The sequence below is a fragment of the Schaalia odontolytica genome, assembly GCF_031191545.1.
Lineage (GTDB): Bacteria > Actinomycetota > Actinomycetes > Actinomycetales > Actinomycetaceae > Pauljensenia > Pauljensenia odontolytica.
The window spans coordinates 2,213,665-2,230,568 of sequence record NZ_CP133472.1 but is presented as its reverse complement, the minus strand read 5'-3'; the positions used below and the strand labels follow the sequence as shown (position 1 = coordinate 2,230,568).

The 16,904-nt window shown below is 62.8% G+C and carries 16 protein-coding genes; 4 read left to right on the top strand and 12 right to left on the bottom strand.

The features are described 5' to 3' along the window. The first annotated feature begins 78 nt into the window (after positions 1-78). Both RDV55_RS09520 and serB read left to right on the top strand, forming a co-directional pair. Entirely contained in the window at positions 79-1,314 is a 1,236-nt protein-coding gene (locus RDV55_RS09520; RefSeq protein ID WP_111824142.1) for a glucose-1-phosphate adenylyltransferase, read from the top strand. A 2-nt stretch (positions 1,315-1,316) separates the two neighbouring features. After that, on the top strand, positions 1,317-2,000 hold the full coding sequence (gene serB, locus RDV55_RS09515) for a phosphoserine phosphatase SerB (protein WP_111824141.1): 684 nt from the start codon (positions 1,317-1,319) through the stop codon (positions 1,998-2,000). A 9-nt stretch (positions 2,001-2,009) separates the two neighbouring features. Here serB and RDV55_RS09510 read toward each other — a convergent pair whose 3' ends face one another. From RDV55_RS09510 to RDV55_RS09455, 12 genes are all read right to left on the bottom strand, one after another. Further along, positions 2,010-2,537 (bottom strand): NUDIX hydrolase, encoded by a 528-nt coding sequence (locus RDV55_RS09510; protein ID WP_111824140.1) that lies wholly within the window; start codon positions 2,535-2,537, stop codon positions 2,010-2,012. Further along, positions 2,534-3,382 (bottom strand): PrsW family intramembrane metalloprotease, encoded by an 849-nt coding sequence (locus RDV55_RS09505; RefSeq protein ID WP_111824139.1) that lies wholly within the window; start codon positions 3,380-3,382, stop codon positions 2,534-2,536. The genes RDV55_RS09510 and RDV55_RS09505 overlap by 4 nt, the downstream gene beginning before the upstream one ends. 90 nt (positions 3,383-3,472) lie before the next feature. After that, positions 3,473-5,389 carry a PrsW family intramembrane metalloprotease gene (locus RDV55_RS09500; protein WP_245907748.1) on the bottom strand — a complete coding sequence of 639 codons (1,917 nt, stop codon included), beginning with the start codon at positions 5,387-5,389 and terminating at the stop codon, positions 3,473-3,475. 15 nt (positions 5,390-5,404) lie between these two features. Then, positions 5,405-6,700, bottom strand: a complete 1,296-nt coding sequence (locus tag RDV55_RS09495) for a PrsW family intramembrane metalloprotease (RefSeq protein WP_111824138.1) — start codon at positions 6,698-6,700, stop codon at positions 5,405-5,407. A gap of 1 nt (position 6,701) precedes the next feature. Then, a complete protein-coding gene (locus RDV55_RS09490; RefSeq protein WP_111824137.1) occupies positions 6,702-7,325 on the bottom strand; it encodes a hypothetical protein in 624 nt (207 codons plus the stop codon). Continuing rightward, the gene (locus tag RDV55_RS09485) at positions 7,325-8,503 is read right to left on the bottom strand and encodes a glycosyltransferase family 4 protein (protein ID WP_111824136.1); all 1,179 of its coding nucleotides are present in this window, start codon (positions 8,501-8,503) and stop codon (positions 7,325-7,327) included. The genes RDV55_RS09490 and RDV55_RS09485 overlap by 1 nt, the downstream gene beginning before the upstream one ends. Continuing rightward, positions 8,500-9,426: a phosphatidylinositol mannoside acyltransferase gene (locus RDV55_RS09480; RefSeq protein WP_111824135.1), complete on the bottom strand. Its 927-nt coding sequence runs from the start codon at positions 9,424-9,426 to the stop codon at positions 8,500-8,502. The genes RDV55_RS09485 and RDV55_RS09480 overlap by 4 nt, the downstream gene beginning before the upstream one ends. After that, positions 9,423-10,049: a phosphatidylinositol phosphate synthase gene (gene pgsA / locus RDV55_RS09475; protein ID WP_309187916.1), complete on the bottom strand. Its 627-nt coding sequence runs from the start codon at positions 10,047-10,049 to the stop codon at positions 9,423-9,425. The genes RDV55_RS09480 and pgsA overlap by 4 nt, the downstream gene beginning before the upstream one ends. Then, positions 10,049-10,642, bottom strand: a complete 594-nt coding sequence (locus RDV55_RS09470; RefSeq protein ID WP_111824134.1) for an HIT family protein — start codon at positions 10,640-10,642, stop codon at positions 10,049-10,051. Before RDV55_RS09470 ends, pgsA begins: the two co-directional genes overlap by 1 nt. Before the next feature lie 5 nt (positions 10,643-10,647). Next, positions 10,648-12,681 (bottom strand): threonine--tRNA ligase, encoded by a 2,034-nt coding sequence (thrS, locus tag RDV55_RS09465; RefSeq protein WP_111824133.1) that lies wholly within the window; start codon positions 12,679-12,681, stop codon positions 10,648-10,650. A 72-nt stretch (positions 12,682-12,753) separates the two neighbouring features. Next, a complete protein-coding gene (locus tag RDV55_RS09460) occupies positions 12,754-13,779 on the bottom strand; it encodes a lipid II:glycine glycyltransferase FemX (protein WP_111824132.1) in 1,026 nt (341 codons plus the stop codon). Between the two features lie 103 nt (positions 13,780-13,882). After that, on the bottom strand, positions 13,883-15,160 hold the full coding sequence (locus tag RDV55_RS09455) for a carboxylate--amine ligase (RefSeq protein ID WP_111824131.1): 1,278 nt from the start codon (positions 15,158-15,160) through the stop codon (positions 13,883-13,885). A 71-nt stretch (positions 15,161-15,231) separates the two neighbouring features. Between RDV55_RS09455 and RDV55_RS09450 the strand changes: the two genes are divergently transcribed. Continuing rightward, a complete protein-coding gene (locus RDV55_RS09450; protein ID WP_111824130.1) occupies positions 15,232-15,960 on the top strand; it encodes a hypothetical protein in 729 nt (242 codons plus the stop codon). A 397-nt stretch (positions 15,961-16,357) separates the two neighbouring features. Continuing rightward, positions 16,358-16,888, top strand: a complete 531-nt coding sequence (locus RDV55_RS09445; RefSeq protein WP_245907746.1) for a hypothetical protein — start codon at positions 16,358-16,360, stop codon at positions 16,886-16,888. Positions 16,889-16,904 lie beyond the last annotated feature (16 nt).

Below are 16,904 nucleotides of genomic sequence, written 5' to 3'. Positions count from 1 at the left end.
AGACATTTGTAATACAGTGTGACCACTCCCACGGGCCTGCGCCGATGCAGGTCCACTCGACCAACGAAGAGGTGCCACATGGCAAAGAACCACGTTCTGGCAATCGTTCTCGCGGGCGGTGAGGGTAAGCGACTGATGCCCCTGACGGAGGACCGCGCAAAGCCGGCCGTTCCGTTCGGTGGTCACTTCCGTCTGATCGATTTCGCGCTGTCGAATATCGTGAATTCCGGATACCTCAAGATCGTTGTCTTGACGCAGTACAAGTCCCATTCGCTCGACCGCCACGTCACGAAAACCTGGTACACGTCTCCCCTGCTCGGCAATTTCATTGCCCCTGTTCCGGCCCAGCAGCGTCGCGGACCGCACTGGTACCTGGGTAGCGCGGACGCGATCTACCAGTCGCTCAACATCGTCGACGACGAGCAGCCTGAATACATCGTCATCATCGGTGCAGACAACATTTACCGCATGGACTTCTCGCAGATGGTCCAGCACCACATCGATTCGGGCCTGCCAGCCACGGTCGCCGGTATTCGTCAGCCCATCGAGCTGGCGTCCGCGCTCGGCGTCATCGACGGCGAGGACGGCGTCGTGAAGAACTTCCTCGAGAAGCCGAAGAACGCCGTGGGCCTGCCCGACGATCCGACGAAGGTTCTTGCCTCAATGGGCAACTACGTGTTCACCACGAAGGATCTGGTCAACGCCCTGCGGGAGGATGCCGCAAACCCCGATTCGAAGCATGACATGGGCGGCAACATCGTTCCGTGGTTCGTCGAGCGCGGCGAGTGCGGCGTCTACGACTTCCAGGACAACGACGTGCCGGGTTCAACCGACCGCGACCGCGACTACTGGCGTGACGTTGGCACACTGGACGCCTACTACGAGGCAAACATGGACCTGATCTCGGTACACCCGGTGTTCAACCTGTACAACCGTGAGTGGCCGACCATGACGATGATCGACGGTTCCCTTCCTCCGGCCAAGTTCGTCTACGGCGACGAGGATCGTCTGGGCCACGCGATCGACTCCTTCGTGTCTCCCGGTGTCATCGTCTCCGGCGGCGAGGTCGTGCGCTCGATCATTTCCCCGAACACTTACGTCCACTCGTGGGCGAAGATCGAGGATTCGGTCGTCATGCACGGCTGCCGCATCGGTCGCTACGCGCGGGTCGTGAAGACGATTCTGGATAAGAACGTCGTCGTCGAGGAAGGTGCCGAGGTCGGTGTCGATCTCGAGCACGACATCGAGCGCGGCTTCACCGTCACCGAATCCGGCATCACGGTCGTCCCCAAGGGCACGGTCGTCCGCAAGTGAGCATGATTCACCGTCTCGATGAGCCGGGTGCGCCGCTGCTGTTCGCCAGCGGGGCACCCGGCCTCGTCGTCACCGACGTCGACTCGACACTCATCAGCGAGGAAGTCATTGAAGAGCTGGCCGAGGCCGCGGGCACGCGGGCACGCGTCGCTGAGATTACATCTCGCGCGATGAACGGCGAGCTCGATTTCGGCGAGTCGCTGCGTGAGCGTGTCGCCACGTTGGCCGGTGTGCCCGAGTCTGTCTTCGCCAGCGTCTTGGCGTCCATCACCCCGACGAAGGGCGCTCGGGAGCTGATCGCCGCGGCCCATCGCGCAGGCGCAAAGTTCGGCGTTGTGTCGGGTGGCTTCGAGGAAGTCGTCGCTCCCCTGGCCACTTCCTTGAACATCGATTTCTACGCGGCAAATCGCCTAGAGGTCGCCAGTGGAGTGTTAAGCGGCCGCGTGTTGGGGCGCATCGTCACCTCACAGGTCAAGGTCGACTGCCTGCGATCATGGGCCTCGTCCCTGGATGTCCCCCTCGAGCGCACGGTCGCGATCGGCGACGGAGCAAACGACATCCCCATGATGCACGAGGCGGGGGTCGGCATCGCTTTCTGTGCCAAGCCCGCTGTGCGTGAGCAGGTGCCGGTCCAGCTAAATACGCCGGATCTATCCCTGGCGATCGCTCCCCTCGGCCTCGCCTGACCGGCACCCCTAGGGTTCTCGCGCGTCGGACAGGCGGATCATGTGTCCGTCCCAGCCTTCGCGCCACCTGCGCGCATACTCGAGGATCTGAGCAGGGTAGATTTCTCCGTTGATCTGTGCAGCTGCCTCGTCGATGTCCCACCATGCCTGAGCATCGATGACGGTGCGTTCCAGCTCGGTCCACCCGTCTCGACTCAACGCAGTCGACGGCGCCTGTGCGATGAAAAACCACTCGTCCTGTCGGGCGGTGACCGCCAGGAAATCGAACTCGGCGCTCCGGTACAGGACGGGACCGACCAAGTCGTCGGGGGCCAGCTCGATACCGGTCTCTTCAAAAACCTCGCGCACTGCGGCGCTGCGGGGGTCCTCCGCCTCCTCGATGCCGCCGCCGATCGTAAACCACCAGAATCGCTCCGGCTGGTCCTCGTCATGTCCTTTCGCCAAAAGAACGCGTCCCTCATCATCGAACAGAAGGACGCGGGCGGCCTCCCGGTGGGGATAGCCGTCCGCGTCCAATGGCCAGTCCAGCGTGCTCATGCCTCCAGGGTAGCCCGCTGGCGGCGCAGCCCCCACACGAGGAGCGCTGCGCTCACGACGAGTACGGGGATCTCGATAGCGCCATACGTCAAGTTCCACGAGTCCTCAGGGGCCACGAACCCAAGGCCGTTAGCCTGAGCGTGCAGCGCGAGCGCCCCGGCAAATCCTGCGATTCCGACAACGACTGCTCGCATGGCGTTACTGGCCCGCAAGAATGCCCAGGCCAGCGCGTAACCGAACACGCCGGTGAAGATGGCATGGGCGTACGCGCCAAGAATGGCCCGCACGAGGAACGATTCCCACAGTCCGCTCATGCCGTCTTCAAGTGCGCTGACGTAGTACCCTACATCCTCACCCCAGGCAAAACCCATGCCAACGAGGGCACCGATTGCACCGCCCTGGGCGGGACGTTCGAGAACCTCGCGCGCGGCGACAATCAGCACGAGCGCACCGAGGCCCTTGCCTGTCTCTTCGACGACTGGGCCCGTGAGCACAGACGTCGCGAAGTCGACGGTGTTCTCCCCGAGCCCCGACGCTTCGACAGCAGCATCCAGAAAGCCGTTTCCAAAGCCAGCGAAAATGAGGGCACCGCCAGTTCCCCATCCAAACGCTGCCAGCCACGCAAGAACCGTCGGCTTGATGCGCGCAAAGAACCCGAGAAACGCCAGGCCAATGAGCGCACTCAGGGTCGAGGCACCGACCGCCAGCCAGGCATCGGACGCAGACACACCCGCCAGGGCATTCGCAAATTCATAGATGGCCGCCGGGATGCTCAGCGCAATCAGGACGAGGGAGCTAACGACCAACGCCCGGGAACGTGGGCGCGTCGAAGATTCATGAGTCACGTAGTTTCCTTTCTGTCGACGCTATCGTGAGACACGAACCTGTGCGTGTCCTTTGAAAAGGCGATGCTCCGCCCGTGAGAAGCGAAACACTCACATGGGGCGGATACCCATGAGCGACTGGAATGTCAGGCGCTGCGTGGTCGCCTCTTGTATCTTCTGCTGAGTCTCCTCGATACGGATCTTCTCCGGTCCACGGACGTACATGACGACCTGGTCGAGTCCGACGGAAGCCAGGTTGTTCATGAAGGACTTCATCGCACCCTTGGCTGCCGGGCCACCGCTCGTCACCCAGGACAGAGCGCTGCGGCGAGCACCGGGATCGCAGACCATCTGTACCTCGCTGGGCAAGATCCATCCCTGGTTCACGTAGGGCATCAGGCCGGCAGCGATATCGCGCCGCTCGCGACGCATCGTGCGAGACACGAAGTACAACCAACAACAGAACAGGGGCATCTGAAGGATGAAGTAGACAAAATAGAAAGCAAGTCCACGACCCGTGAGCACGGCGGTACCGTTCCACACGCCGTGCATCGTCACGCCGATCAGGTAACCGAGTGCAATGACGCCGATGCCTGTGCCCACCGAACGCGTGCGTGTGACTGCCCATCCGATCGCCCAGCCAGTACACGTCGTGTACATAACGTGCCCGAACACACCCATCACGACGCGTACAAAGAAGGTATGGGCGAGGAATCCTTGGCTCGCACTCGACACAAAGTAGGTGAAATCTTCGACCACGAGGAAGCCCGCCGCTGAATATCCGGCGTAGACCAGCCCATCGAGCGGGGAGGAAATGCTGTTGCGCCGAAGCAACACGATCGCGAGCACGCCGAGGGCCTTGAAGAACTCCTCGCCGACTGGAGCGCCGACGACGACAGCAAAAATCTCTCCTATGTCACCGCTACCGGTCGCACCCGCGACGATACTACCGGCGAGGGTGTTTGAAATCTGAGCGAAGAAGACTGCCATTCCTCCACCCCATAGGAGCGCCGCGATCTTCGTCCACCAGGGCTCGGGCTCGAATCGATCGACAAACTGAAGGAAAGCAACAATGATGGCGAGGGGAACAAGGCAACAAATGGACAGGAAGAAGGCGAGGAACGGTCCACTGGCGAGAAGGAAGCCGCTGACACCCACGAGCATCAGCGCAGCACCGGCACCGATGACGACGGCTTCGAAAACCGGCGCCTTCTTGACGGCAGTGGGCATGGCCCACGACTGCACCTGCTGCGGTGCAGCCTGCGGGTACTGTGCGGCGCTCGGTCCGGGCATAGCTGGTGCGCTGTTCACGAACGACTGGAACGAAGAGGTGAACTGCGCTTCGGGCTCGAATCTCGTCATCGGATCCGGCGCGGGTAACTGCGCCGACGCGGACGCACCATCGGTTGAGGACTGCTGCGTGGCGGCAGAAGAGGGCGCGTAGGGTGACGCAGCCTGCGGCTGCGGAATCGGTACACTGTCGGGCTGAGGAACATCAGTTTCTCGCTGCGAAGTCGCATCGGAGGCACCGATTCGGGGATCGGACGACGGCTGCACAACGGCTGTGCTCTCCGATGCCTTGCCAGTGTCGACCTCCGGCTGAGGAGCGGGAGCATAGCTAGAGGCCGCAGGCGCACCAAACTGTCCACCCGGAACCTGCCCACCCTGCGGAGAAACGGGAGCATAACCAGAGGCCGCAGGCGCACCAAACTGTCCACCCGGAACCTGCCCACCCTGCGGAGAAACGGGAGCATAACCAGAGGCCGCAGGCGCACCAAACTGCCCACCCGGAACCTGCCCACCCTGCGGAGAAACGGGAGCATAACCAGAGGCCGCAGGCGCACCAAACTGCCCACCCGGAACCTGCCCACCCTGCGGAGAAACGGGAGCATAACCAGAGGCCGCAGGCGCACCAAACTGCCCATTCGAGGCAGGAGCGCCGTACTGTGGGTCGGGGTCAATCTGCCCCTGCTGGTTCGGCGAGACGTAGCCCTGCTGGGGACCGGGATGAGGGTAATTGTTACTCACGCGTTATCTTCTTTCTTATTGCGCCCGAGCCAGCCGGGACACGGCATCCGTCACGTCTTGCTGCTGCTCAGCGATAGAGGTCAAACGCAAGAATTCTCGCCGGTTTTCAACAGCTTGGGTGAGCATCTGTTGATCGTTCTCGATGCGCGCGTGGTCGGGTCCATACTTTGCCATGAGCCGTTGATCCATCCCCAGTGAAGCCACATTGACGAGGAACGAACGCATGGCTCGCTTCGCCTCACGACCACCGCTGCCCGCCCACTTGAGGGCAGCCCGGCGTGCGCGCCTATCGGTGACCATCGTGACCTCGCCGGGAATGAGCCACCCGGTACGCACGTAAGGTACGAGTCCAACGCGAATCTTCTCCGCCTCCTTGTGAGACAGGATGATGAGCGTGACTGCCCATACGAGGAAGGCTGGCACCCCGACGAGCACATACAGGAGGAAGAAGTACTGCCCCAAGAACGTTACGGTACCGTTCCATCCGAAGTGGACGACCATCGCGAAAAACCAGAACACCAGCACAACGCCGGTCTTGGACCAGCCTCGTTTGAATCTCATGAGCGCCAGGGCGAGGCCGATGCCGGTCATTGAGGTGGCCATCGCGTGCACGAAGGGGCTCGCCAGGCCTCGTATGACAAAGGTCCACAGGACGCCGCCGGCCTCGGGATTATCAAGCCTGACGAAGTACAGGATGTCCTCAGCGAACATGAATCCGCCGGCAGAAAAGCCCGCATAAACGACGCCGTCAATGACTGAGTTGATACTCGTGCGGCGTACGACGACGACGATGAGGACGCCCAACCCCTTGAGGGTCTCTTCCACGAGAGGAGCGATAAACGACGCACCAAGGGCCTGAGATTGCTGGAGATCGCCGGTCGAAAGGATGATGTTCTCCTCCAGGGCGGTATTGAGGATACCGGAGGACAGCGTTGCGACTCCCGCTCCCCACAGGAAGAGTGCCCCCTTTGTCTTCCAGGGCTCGGGCTCCCAGCGGTCGATGAACAGGATGAAGCTAAGGACAATGCTCAGGGGAACGACGGCGAGGAGAGTCGTCTTGGCAAGGGAAGCAATGCCAGACGAGGCGGGGCTGAGCCAGAAGACAACAAGGCCGAGAAGTCCGATGCTACCGACCGTCATCATAAGCACCTCGAACCACGGGAACGAGTGCAGCGCCTTCGGCGTCTGCCACACCGGCGCGGCGTCATCGGGGGCGGGTGCAGAGATGCCGTTGACCTCATTGATGTTCACACTACTGATTTTCTTCAGGCGGTAGTCTTCTCCCGGCCCTCCCCAGTGGGTCGCGTACATGTCAATATCCCCGTCCGCCGATGTGTGTATCGTCATCAAAGTCGATGGGCTCGGGAACCGGCGCGTGTCCGGCGAGCCGAAGCAATTTTACCATCCGTGCGGAACGCAGGGCGCGCACTCCTGCCACGTCGACGTTGTGGACGTTTCGTATCAGCTCGATGCGGTAGCAAGTTGCATCGAGGGCCTCAAGACGTGCGTTCGCCTGAGGATCCACCGCAATCTGCGCGCGCACGTCGGGCGTGAGAGTCTCCCGGATCGCGCGCGTGAGAGCCGATGCCCGCTCCAGGCGAGCGCGAACCTCGACGCGATCCGCCTGGCGCTGCGCACTCGTGCGCCTATCGAGTCCGTCAGTCGTCAGCAGATCACCACCGTCTTGGATGTAGGCACGCGCGGCATCGACAAGGCCCAGGTTTCCCGGGCTTTCGCATCCGGAAGCGTGCGCGAGTAGTTCCGCCTCGGAGGCGCGACGCAGCAGCAGTCGCGACAGCGAGTCACGGGAAGCAAGAATGCGCTGGTGGAGGCGGTCGAGGCGGCGGGCCCGGGAGACAGCGACACCGGCGATGACCGCCGCGATGAGGAAGCACACACACGCGAGAGCAACGCCCCAGATTGAAACATGAATCATCACGACTCTTCTTCCTCATCGTTACGGCCACGAATAAGGTCACGCGCCCGCCTCGTACCCGAATCCGCGGGGCTCCCCATGTCGATGGAAAGCTTGTAGACCTCGAACACCTTGTCTGCGACGACTTCCCAGTCGTACTGTGCGGAGGCGAGCTGGCCGGCATCTGCGAGGGCATCGAGTCTCTCGCGATCGCGCAGCAGCTCAAGGAGCGTTGCGGCAAGCGAGTCGGGGTTCCCTGTCTCGAAGAGCGCTCCCGCACGGCCATCATCCAAGACAGCACGGAACGCCGGGATATCGGAGGCGACGACGGTCGTGCGCGCCGCCATCGCCTCGACGAGGACAATGCCGAAGGACTCTCCGCCGGTCTGAGGGGCCACATAGATCGAGGCCCCCGCGAGCAGAGCTTCCTTCTCCTCGTCACTGATCCCACCCAGGAACGAGACGGACTCGCCAAAACGCGCAACAGCAGCGCGGGTCTCGGGAGCATCTCCGCGTCCCGCGATGAGGAAGCGCGTCCCTGGAACGCTCTCGAGGACACGCTCGATCGCTGCGGCGAAAATACTCAGTCCCTTGCGAGGCTCGTCGAGTCGACCAAGGAACACGATCACCGGACGCTCATCGGTCGCAGCCCACTGCTCCAGGGGCTGCGCACCCCGGAACGAGGCCGTCTCCACGCCGTTCGGGATGATGACGGCATCGCCGCCGTGGTGTTCGATGAGTGTGCGGCGGGCCTCCTCAGAGACGGCGATACGCACTCCGATACGCTCCATGTACAGGCGCATCGGAGCCGAGGCAATGGACCGGGACACTGATCGGCCGAGGGCCGCGTGGAAAGTACCCACGAGAGGAGCACTCGACAGCATCGCGGCAGCCATCGATACCGAGGGTACGACAGGTTCGTGGACGTGGACGACGTCGAAATCGTTGACCGCAAGCCAGCGCCGCGTTCGCGCCAGGGCCTTGGGCCTGACGGAAATATTCGCGACCGATCCGTTAAACGGAATAGACACGGACGAACCCGCGGAAGTAATCCACTCGGGTAAGTCCTCGGAAGTTGACGGTGTCAGCACCTGCACGTCGTGGCCACGCGAGCGTAGCTTCAATGCGAGGTCGCGAATATGAAAGCCTACTCCCCCGGGAACGTCCCAGGAGTAGGGGTTCACGATCCCGATCTTCATCGATTCTTCCTCTCGTGCTCGGCCCTCGCGCGCGCGAGCCGCTCGGGGTCAAGGTCTTCGACGAACACCCTCTGCATCATGTGCCAGTCCTGCGGCTTCGCTGCCATCATGGCGCAAAACTCATCCACCCACGCCTGCGTGAGCGCCTCGACGCGGTTCAAGCCAGGTCGTTCCTCGTCACCGGGACTGATCGGTCCGACGCAACGCACGCGCACGTCCGCACCCGTCGATGCCTCGTTCTCGTAGGTAATGCATGCGGCAAAGAGCGGCCGCTTCAGCTTGATTGCAAGCGCAGCGGGGCCGGCGGCGACGAGCGCCCGCCGAGTACCAAGGGTGACCTCAATACCGGAACCGGAAACATCCCGATCTGCCAGAAGAGGGACGATGACGCTCCGCCCACGAACACGCTCGACGAGCGTCGAGAAAACCGACTCCCCTTTCGCGACGCCGATGATCTCCATGCCGAGCCCCTCGCGCAGGGAGACGAAACGATGAAAGAGGCTGGGAGGCTCTACCTTTTCTGCGACGGTAACGATACCTCGACCCTGCGCGCACACCCACGCGCCAGCGCGGTCCCAGCTACCCGAATGCCCCAGGGCGAGCACCACCGGACCATCCTCGCTGGCCGCAGCCAGGGCCTCGAAGCCCTCAAAAGACACTCCTTCCAGCAGCGGAGCACCGCGACGTGAGCCGAGCATGAGCTGTTCCGCGTAGTTGCGGATGTGGGAGCGAACTGCGTCACGCAGCTCATCGGCAGACGGCTCAGTGCCGGCTAAACGTCCCATGTTGGCACGTAGCCGATCGATCATGGCCCCGCCACGCCTCGCTGCGATTGATGCGCCCGCATCGGCCACGCGCATGACGACGCGCAGCGGGAGGCGTGGAGCGAGTGCGAAAGCGAAGGACAGGGCCGAGAACGTCACCGGGGTCCCTCGTCGATATGACGTGCGGTGAACCAGATGCGCTGGCAGACGGTCACGAAGGACGCGAGGGCCACCCAGGTCAGGCCGAGCGCAAACACCCACTCCGGCAGGCCGAGGCTCATCAGCATAGCCGCGCCCATACCGACAATAAGGCGGTCGGTTCGCTCGGCGATCCCCAGCTTGGCCACGACTCCGACGGACTCGGCGCGGGCGCGCGCGTAAGGAACGGCGGCCGCGCCGACGATCGAACAGATACCGGCGATGATCGCCCACGTTCGCACGATAGAGTCATCCATCTGAAAGACCGCGTAGGCGGTGAGAGAACCGAAAACGGCTCCGTCACCCAGACGGTCCAGCGTCGAATCGAGGAAAGCCCCGAAGCGAGTGCCCCCCGTCGTCATGCGCGCAAGCGTGCCATCGACAGAATCGCCGAACATGATGACGGCCAGGGCGATGCCGCCCTGCCAGATCCAACCCTGAGGAATGCAAACAATCGCGATCGCGACCGTCGCAGCGGTGCCTGCGACCGTCACCATGTTGGGTGTTACGCCGACTCGCGCAAGAACGCGAGCGAGAGGCGTAAATGTGGCTTTCGCGATGGAACGCCCGTGATTTCCGAGCATCAGTTCTCCTTCGGCCAGGCGGCAGCAAGCCGGGCGCGAGCGTCCTCGAGGAGCTCGGGAACGGCCTTCGTCTGGGCGATGATCGGCAGGAAATTAGCGTCGCCCAGCCAGCGGGGAACGACATGCTGGTGAAGGTGAGCGGCAATACCCGCACCGGCGACCTCTCCCTGGTTCATTCCGAGATTGAATCCCGCGGGAGCGGCCACGTCGCGGGTCACTCGCATCGCGGTGGCCGTCAAGTTCCCCAACTCGACGCGTTCTTCGTCCGTCAGCTCCGTGTAGTCGGAGACGTGGCGGTACGGGCACACCAGCAGATGGCCCGAGTTGTAGGGGAACAGGTTCATCAGGACGAAGCAGGAGTCTCCCCGAAACACGATGAGCCCCTCGGCGTCGGGCTTTCCCGGGGCGCTGCAGAAGGGGCACGAGCGATCCGAGGCGTCGGCAGGCTTGCCTTCACCGCGGATGTAGGCCATCCGGTACGGAGTCCAGAAACGCCCGAAGCCGTCCGGGACGCCCGCAAGTGCGCGGGCGTCCTCCGTGGGCAAGGCCTCACGCCGCGCGCCGACGTTACCGGCGTCTGCGTCGGGAGTCATGGCTGTCACGCCTCGTCGAGGCCGTCGATCTGGTCGGCGTTGTTGCGCCCCTCGATGTGGGAGACGATCAGCTCGACGGCCCGCTCGACGGGTACGCCGTTGTGCTGCGATCCGTCGCGCAGGCGGAAGGACACGGCACCCGCCTCAACGTCGTCGCCGCCGGCGATGAGCGTGAAGGGGATCTTGTCCTTGGAGGCGTTGCGGATCTTCTTGCCGAAGCGGTCGTCCGACAGGTCGGTCTCGACGCGAACGCCTCGCTCGCGCAGTCGCGCGGCCACGTCGGTGACGTAGCCATCGAAGGCTTCCGCGACCGGGATCAGACGCACCTGGACGGGCGCGAGCCATGCGGGGAACGCGCCCGCGTAGTGCTCGGTCAGAACGCCGATGAAGCGCTCAACGGAGCCGAGCTTCGCAGAGTGGATCATGACGGGGCGCTGACGGCTACCGTCGGCTGCCGTGTACTCCAGGTCGAAGCGGTCGGGCTGGTTGAAGTCGTACTGGATCGTCGACATCTGCCAGGTACGACCGATGGCGTCCTTGACCTGCACGGAGACTTTGGGTCCATAGAAGGCGGCTCCGCCCGGATCGGGAACGAGGTCGAGGCCGGTCGCAGCGCAGGCATCCTCGAGAGCCTTGGTGGCGGCCGCCCAGTCCTCGTCGGAACCGATGAACTTGTCCTTCTTCTTACCGTCCTCGTCGCGCGTGGACAGCTCCAGGTAGAAGTCCTTGAGGCCGAACGCCGACAGGATCGACAGGAAAAACTCGATCTGGGTGCGAATCTCCTCCGAGGCTTGCTCGGGGGTGCAGTAGGTGTGTGAGTCATCCTGGGTGAAGCCACGCATGCGGGTCAGGCCGTGGACGACGCCGCTCTTCTCGTAGCGATAGTCGTGGCCCAGCTCGTAGAAGCGCAGCGGCAGCTCACGGTAGGAGCGTCCGCGCGATCGGAAGATAAGGTTATGCATCGGGCAGTTCATGGCCTTGAGGTAGTACTCCTGGCCCGCCTTGGTGACGTTGCCCTCCTCGTCGCGTTCCTCGTCGACGAGCATGGGCGGGAACATCGTGTCCGCGTAGTAAGGAAGGTGGCCCGACGTGTGGAAGAGGCCACCCTTGGAGATCTCGGGAGTGCGCACGAAGTCGAATCCAGCCTTCTTGTGGCGGTCAGTCACGTAGGACTCAATCTCGTGGCGCAGGATGCCACCCTTAGGGTGGAAGACGACGAGGCCGGGTCCGATCTCCTCGGGGAAGCTGAAGAGGTCCAGCTCAGCGCCGAGGCGGCGGTGGTCGCGGCGCTCGGCTTCCTTGATGCGCTCCTGGTAGGCGACAAGATCCTCCTTGGAGGCCCAGGCGGTGCCATAGATGCGCTGGAGTTGATCGCCCGCCTGGTCGCCCTTCCAGTAGGCGGCCGAGGCCTTGGTCAGCGCGAAGCCGTTACCGATCAGCTTGGTGGAGGGCAGGTGGGGGCCTCGGCACAGGTCCTTCCACGCGACGGAGCCGTCGCGGCGGACGTTGTCGTACATGGTGAGCGTGGCACCGCCGACCTCGACGGATGCCCCCTCAGCTCCCTTCCCCTTCGTGTTCACGAGCTCGAGCTTGTAGGGCTGCTCAGCGAGCTCGACGACGGCCTCCTCCTCGCGGATCTCGCGACGAACAAAACGCTGGCCTTCCTTGATGATGCGCTTCATGCGCTTCTCGAGGTCGCGCAGCAGCTCGGGAGTCACCGCATCAATGTTGCCGAAGTCGTAGTAGAAACCATCGGTGATGAAGGGGCCGATGCCCAGGTTGACGTCGGGGAAGACGTCCTGGACGGCTTGCGCGAGCACGTGGGTGGCGCTGTGGCGCAGAATGTTCAGGCCGTCCTCGCTGGCCAGGGTGATGCCTTCGACCGTCGTTCCTTCCTCGAAGGGGGTCTCCAGGTCGCGCGGAGTGCCGTCGACCTTGATAGCAACGACATCACGAGACTTCTCGAACCACGTCGTGCCCGTGGTCCCCGCCGGTACGGTGTGTTCATGTCCGTCGATGACGAGCGAGATATCGGGCACTGTGTCTCCTAGTTTCGTTGGATACGCGAGGTTGTGTTGTTAAGGGGATTCTATCCCCGTGGCGCGCTCGGTTCAGGAGCGGGCGCGCCAGTCCTTGACTGCTTTCGCGGCGCTCAGGGCGCGGTAGGTCGCTTTTTTGATCGGCATGTCCCAGCCGCCGGGTACGTCTGTGAAGTGTGAAGCAAATGCGCTCTTGTACTTTCCGACGCTGTAGAGGTCGGGGCAGCGCGGCGAGTGGGCACCCATGAGGTCGAATTCACGCACGCCGTCACGAGCGAGAAACTCGGCGGCCAGGAAATCCAGAACGGGAGGCTGGCGCAGGCGTCGTGCGGCCTCGGTGGAGGCACCGTACTCGGCCTGGGCACGGATTCCCTCGACGAGGCACAAATCCCAACACAGGATGTTTCCCTGCGCATCTCGCATCGAGAAGATGCGCGCATGCTTAGGGCCCAGCGTCGTCAGCAGAGTGAGGTAGTACTCCTTGGGGTGGGCGCGGAAACCGTCGCGCTTCGCGGTCTCTTCCATGACGGCGTAGTACTCGTCGATCACGTCGACCACGTTCGCGGTGTCCTCGTGGAACGTCACTCCCTCGGCCTTGCCCTTCTTCAGACCGGAGCGAATCGAGCGCTTACCAGCCTTGGGCATGGCGGCGAGGATCGCTTCCTCGGTCTTACCGGAGGTGTCGATGACGACGGTGCGGTCGTAGGAGATCGTCTGCAGCGGCATGACCAAGTCGGGGTGCTGATAGATGGCGTGCAGGCGCACGAAAGCAACCGACTTGTCCTTCGCCTTGATTTCGCGCAACAGGTCGGCGCGCAGGGCGGCCTCGCGGTCGGGGGTCGCCTCCTTCACCCACGCCGGTCCCCACTTTGCCCACAGGTAGTGCACGCCGCGCACGGAGTACTTGTACAGAGTGATGAACGCGATCTTAGAGTCGTCCTCACACCAGGCGTAGCGGCCCCACACCCCGTGTCCCTGGGATTCCTCGAACGCCTCCCACACGCACGCCTGTTCGATGGGCAGCGAGCGGTCCTGGAAGCCGGAGACCGCTGCGGTCTTATCGTCCTGAGAGATGGGCACGAGTGCGGTTATCGTCATGGTGTCCTCGTTGGTCGGGATGATCGGTCGAATAGGGGGTCAGTCTATCAGGACTCACTCCCCCGCCGACGAGGCCGTTGCCGGGCGGGGAGCGGACGTGACGTCAGTAGGACTTCTCGGTGGGCTCCGGGTAGTAGCGCGCAAACTTACGCCGGTGGTTCTGCTTCTGGAGCCACACGGTGAGGTTACGTCGCAGGTCCTTCTCCGTCGGGTTGAGGAGTAGGTCGAAGCGGCGCCCCTCACGGATAATTCTCTTCACGCGTGTACGCAGGTCAGCGTCGGAGATGTAATGCAGGAGCAGGGAGTCCGGGACGAGGGTGTAGAGGATCTCGTCGCGCGCCTGTGTCTGCTCGCACTCCTGTCCATCAATGAGGTCGGCGACCATGGGAATCATAGGGTTGGCACCGGCGGCGGCCATGTACCAGTTGTTGCGCCCGATCCGTGGGTTGACCTCGAAGAAGAGGGCGCGCCCGTCACGCGGATCGATCTTGACGTCGAAGTTCGCGAATCCGCGGTAGCCATTCTCGGTGAGAAGAGTGCAAGCGTGCGCCCACAGCTGCGGGAAGTCCTCGGTGATCATCGCGACCGGGTTGCCGATCATCGTGGGGGCGTGATCCTCGAGCAGTACCCGGGCAGATCCGATGAGGGTCACCTTCCCACGCGAATCGACGTAGGCGGTGATCGAACGCATCGCCGTATTGTCGCCGGGAATCAGCTCCTGGACGAGGAAGGTGTCGCGGAAACCCGCGTCCTTGAGGGTCTGCCACAGCTGCGTGAGTTCCTCAGGCGTGTCGATGAACCAGATCTTGCGCTTGCCGTCGAACTCGAGCACGTCGTAGGGCTCTCCCTTTGCGGACTTTGCCACAACCGGGAAGCTGAACGGAATCTCTGGGGCGGCCCAGGCCTCGTCCTCGACGCCAGAAAAATCGACGGCAAGCGTGCGGGGAGTATCGATTCCCGCGCGCTCACACGCGTGAGCGAATTCCTCTTTATCCGTGAGGCGATCCATGACCTCTTCGTTCGGGAATGGCAGCGCGTAGTGCCTCGACAGCGTTTCCATGTTACGCGCGACGAACGCCGAGAAGATGTCGTGATTCGCCATCAGGATGAGCTTCTTGTCCGCGTTCTCAGCGGCAATCGTCATTAGGATGTCAAGCAGCTGCGCGTCGCTCGCATGCGCGCTCACATGCCGAACGTCGAAAAAGCGCGACCGCGTGATCGACTCGGTCGGCTGGGAACCGACGCAGATGCAGCGGCACCCGAAGGCCTCATTGAAACAGCGTCCAATTCCATACACGCCGAAGTCTCCCCCAATGATGACGGGCAGGATGTCGTCGCGGGGCGACAGGGGGCGAGGCCGGGTCAGGTAGTCGATCGTCATGCCACAAGCCTAGCGCCTGGTAGGATACGGATCGTTCCCTGAGACTTCTTTCACCTCAACGAAAGTTCGCTATGAGTTCGCCATTTTCGCAGAATAACCAGCAGCCCTACCAGCCTCAGCAGGGCATGGGCGGATACGCGCAGCAGGGAGGCTATCAGCAGGGCGGGTACCCGCAGCAGGTCGGATATCAGCAGCAGGCGTCCCAGTCCAGCTACGGCACATCCCCGTACGGTCATCCTGCGTACCCGGGCGGGCCGATGGGGCCCCAGCCCTCGGGATCCAACAACGGCAAGCTCATCGCGATCATTGCCGGCTCATTCGTCATTGCGCTCATCGTCGCGGTGATCGTCACGTTCATCTTCACGTTTGCTTCATCTTCTTCCCAGAATGATCGATCAGCAGGCCCCTCACCGTCGAACTCTCCATCCTACGGATCACAGCCGACGAGCGGACATTCTCCGTCGCCCTCGTACGGCTCGAAGCCTCACCCGACGTCGGGCTCCGGCTCGGGTTCCTCGGGCGCTTCAAACGGTTCGAGCGGCAGTGCCGACCCTGAAGTCGAGCAGAGGATCAAGTCAACCTGCGATAGCCAGCTCCGCACGGCCGTACTCGGCGCGAACATCAGCAATCAGAAGTTTGAGCTGGTTTCGTCTTCTTCCGACAAGGAAAGCTACGAGTATACCGGCCACGTGACCGGTACGAGCGCCAAGAACAAGGGACAGGTTGACACGGACTTCATCTGCAAGGTGGACTACGACGTGTCCTCCGGCTTGATCGAGACAAGCCTGAGCGAGAAGTAACGCTGTTCCTGCCGCTGATCTCACTACCTACCATTCCTTCGGTCGCACTACGGTCGGCCAAGCGTTTTTCACGCCATGAGCCTATCGACATCAGGGAGTTCTCGTGTCTAATCCCTACGGACCCAGCCAGTCACCCCAGCGGGGTGTTTCTCAGGTTCCGAACGGCTACTATCCGGCCGAGTCTCAGGGCGGAGCATCCTACGAAGCTCCTTCGGGGCACCAGCAGCCCTCTAGCCCGATCGGAATGGGATACGTGCAGGGGCAGCCAAGCGTCACTCCACCGGGACAGCCGGGATATTACGGTGTTCCTACGCCCATGCCACAGGTGCTTCCTACGAGCGGTCCAAGTTATGGGGCTGGCGTTGGCGTCGCGCCGCGAAAGAGTTCCCACGCGGGGATGATTATCGGGATCGTCGCGGCCATCCTGGTTATTGTTCTGATGGTCGCTTTCGCCTTCATCGCCACGAGTAACAGACCCCGCACGTCGGGCCAGGCACCCGCGACTTCAACGCCAACGACCGGCGCATCCGCGGATTCAACGTCCGGGTCATCCTCCGGCACGTCGTCCGGGTCATCCTCCGGCACGTCGTCCGGGTCATCCTCCGGCACGTCGTCCGGTTCCGGCCACGGCTCGTCCAAGCCTCGGAACAAGAACGGCAATGAACCGCTCAGCGCCGACGAAGAATCCAATGTTGTTAGCCAGTGCAAGGCTTCCCTCGCTCGTGTCGTGGCATCGGGGAACATCACTGATTGGACGATGCAGCGTGACGGTGCGACCGACAAGGGCAATCTGCAGTACCTCATGAAGGGCACCTTTGAGGGGAAGCTTAACTCCGGCAAGAGCGGGACGTTTGGCTTCACCTGCAACGCCGTTCAGGACTTGAACAACGGCCAATACATTGCCACCGCTACGGTCGACACCAAGTAAGTCGATGTGCAGGTCC